Annotated in this window: 3 protein-coding genes; 2 read left to right on the top strand and 1 reads right to left on the bottom strand. The window is 47.5% G+C overall.

The genetic code is table 11. The features are described from left to right. Positions 1-563 precede the first annotated feature (563 nt). Both ACH2EH_RS01375 and ACH2EH_RS01370 read left to right on the top strand, forming a co-directional pair. Positions 564-1,118 (top strand): hypothetical protein, encoded by a 555-nt coding sequence (locus ACH2EH_RS01375; protein ID WP_395138080.1) that lies wholly within the window; start codon positions 564-566, stop codon positions 1,116-1,118. After that, positions 1,115-1,762 carry an H-X9-DG-CTERM domain-containing protein gene (locus tag ACH2EH_RS01370; RefSeq protein WP_395138079.1) on the top strand — a complete coding sequence of 216 codons (648 nt, stop codon included), beginning with the start codon at positions 1,115-1,117 and terminating at the stop codon, positions 1,760-1,762. Before ACH2EH_RS01375 ends, ACH2EH_RS01370 begins: the two co-directional genes overlap by 4 nt. Before the next feature lie 8 nt (positions 1,763-1,770). Here ACH2EH_RS01370 and ACH2EH_RS01365 read toward each other — a convergent pair. Continuing rightward, positions 1,771-2,406 (bottom strand): DUF1553 domain-containing protein (locus ACH2EH_RS01365; RefSeq protein WP_395138075.1); only part of this gene is annotated, 636 nt, incomplete at its 5' end.

The following is a 2,406-nucleotide window of genomic DNA, read 5'->3' as shown; positions in this document are numbered from 1 at the left end:
TACTCTATGGTCAGTGGGTCCTGAATCCTTAATTTTGGGGAGCACTGCGTGGATCGTCCGGCGTCATGGGGCGAGAAATTTGTAAAAGAAAGTTGGATATAAGATGAGATTTCGATTGTCTACGAAGGCACAAAAAGTTGCCTTGTCTGTACTTGGTATTGCTCTGCTCCTGGAAGGAGCAACCTTTGCGAGTACCTTCTTTGAAAAGGCGTATGTTATCACTTATGATAGTGGTAGCGATGTTACAATAAGTGGACCAAATTCGAACGGCACCTGTACATACACGCGCCCGAGTGACCGCTGTGATACGGGGGGACTGGCTTTGATATTCGGTGAAGGGTGCTGGGAAACGCCCAATAGTCACCACTTGACATGGACAAGAACAGCATTCGCGGGGCGACCTTGTGGGAGTGCGCCACACTATGTGGGCACGCCCATAGGCGCACATGCAGAAGGGGCAACAGGAACCCCCATTGGGGGGGGGAACTAATCGGAACATAGAATAGAATTGTCGGATGGTAGATAGAATATGCCATCCGGCAATATTGGGAAATAAAAATACTATGAAAAAATTATCAATAGGTATCGTATTTGTATTAATATTATATATAATATATTCGATTTATAATAAAGCTAAGCTAAATGAAGAAATTGAATATATGTATCAGAAACAATTGAAAATAATGATGATTCTTCCTGACGATAATCTGAAATTGGAAATTAGGAAAGCTTCAGAGTGCAGAGTCAAAGCAAGTACCTATCATCAAATTGACGATAGCTATTTAATCTATTTCTTGGAGAATTTAAAGAAGGCAAATTTAGTGCCGGTCAGCCCACAATTGATTCAGAAATCAGCAATTCTTACGGGAGCATTAGAAGGGACGCGTAATTCTCTCTCGAAAGATCAAAAACAAAAAATATTGGATGTCATGGTATTGCTGTCTAATACTCACTCTGGAGATGTCATAACAATATTGTTGATACTTTGTAATGAGCTGCAAAGCAAAGAGTGTGTGCCCATTCTGAACAAGCTTTATCAAAATGCCAACCCGGAAACACAAATCCAAATCAATGCTTACTTGCAAGAATCCAAGTTCTGGGAAGGGGATGAAAAATGAAACGACAGTATTTTACACTAATCGAAATTATTATTGTGATCGCTATTATTGGTATCTTATCTGGAATCTTACTTCCTGTGATCTCAGCCTCTCAAAGAAAGTCTCGAGCCACTAAATGCATTTCTAATATGCACCAAATAAGTATTGCGCTTAGAATTTATACGGACGATTACGATGGCTACTATCCTAGTCATCGTATTTGGGAAGCTAAAAAGATTCAAGGTTTGAATAATAATTTGGCATGCCCAGAGGCACAGGGGAATTGGAGATTTGAGCGTGATGATTATCCTAAATATGGAGTGCCTGGGTATGGTTTGAATTCTAATCTTACCTACATTGCAGAAACACTTCCCCTGAGTACTACGGGGGTTCCCTCAGAAAATAAGATTGGCCAACCGGGTTTGGTTATTTTATTAACGGATGCTCCTTACAAAGTTGCGACTCTTTCCGGATATGACCCTTTTCTGTTTAATGAAGCAGGCAGACAAGACGCTCCCGAAAAGAGCTGGCTTCGTCATTCTGGGGGCGCACACTACCTCTTTTGCGACGGGCATATCAAATGGCTAAATCCGGAGCAGGTTTGGGATGGGCTACCAATAGGTTCGTCCTCACCGGCGGGGATGCCGCGTTTCACATTGGAATAGTTCGTCGCCTATTCCCGCGTGATGGCCTCATCAAGGTTGAGCAGGATACTTGCGGTCAGGGCGTATGCGGCGAGCTCTGAGGGTACGCACTTTGGGTCGGGCTTTGTCTCTCCGAGGGCGAGTAGTTTTTTCGCCTCCTCAGGTGCCGCTTGATAGCGTGCTAGGCGCTTCGCCAGGCCGGCCTTGTGGATTGTTAGCTCCTGCGTGCTCGGGCGGCGCGCGAGTAGTGTCTGGTAGGCCCAGGCGATGCGCGTTTCGGGAGTCGAGCCGCCTTCTAGCAACATGCGTTGCCCGATCATACGCGCCGCCTCGACAAAGGTCACTTCATTGAGTAGTGCCAGTGCCTGGAGCGGCGTATTGGTGCGGCTGCGCTTGACGCGGCACGTGTCGCGGCCCGGCACATCAAAGAGGCCCATGGTCGGAGGGCCAGCACTGCGCTTCCAGATGGTGTAGAGACTGCGCCGGTAGAGGCCATCGGGCAGCGTGTCGTTCTTGTAGTTTCTAAGATTTCCGTAGACATTGAGCTCGTCCCAGAAGCCATCGGGCTGGTAGGGCCGCACGCTGCGCCCTCCGAGCTTCTCCACGAGCAGCCCCCCCGCCAAGAGCGCCTGATCGCGGATTACCTCGCCAGGCAGCCGTAGGCG

The sequence above is a fragment of the Armatimonas sp. genome (assembly GCF_043760365.1).
In the GTDB taxonomy this organism is placed as follows: domain Bacteria; phylum Armatimonadota; class Armatimonadia; order Armatimonadales; family Armatimonadaceae; genus Armatimonas.
This window is presented reverse-complemented; position numbering and strand designations above follow the sequence as displayed.

What these genes read in the sequence shown, in the direction of transcription:
- ACH2EH_RS01370 (WP_395138079.1), top strand. Translation starts at nt 1,115, where the DNA reads ATGAAACGACAGTATTTTACACTAATCGAAATTATTATTGTGATCGCT.
- ACH2EH_RS01375 (WP_395138080.1), top strand. Translation starts at nt 564, where the DNA reads ATGAAAAAATTATCAATAGGTATCGTATTTGTATTAATATTATATATA.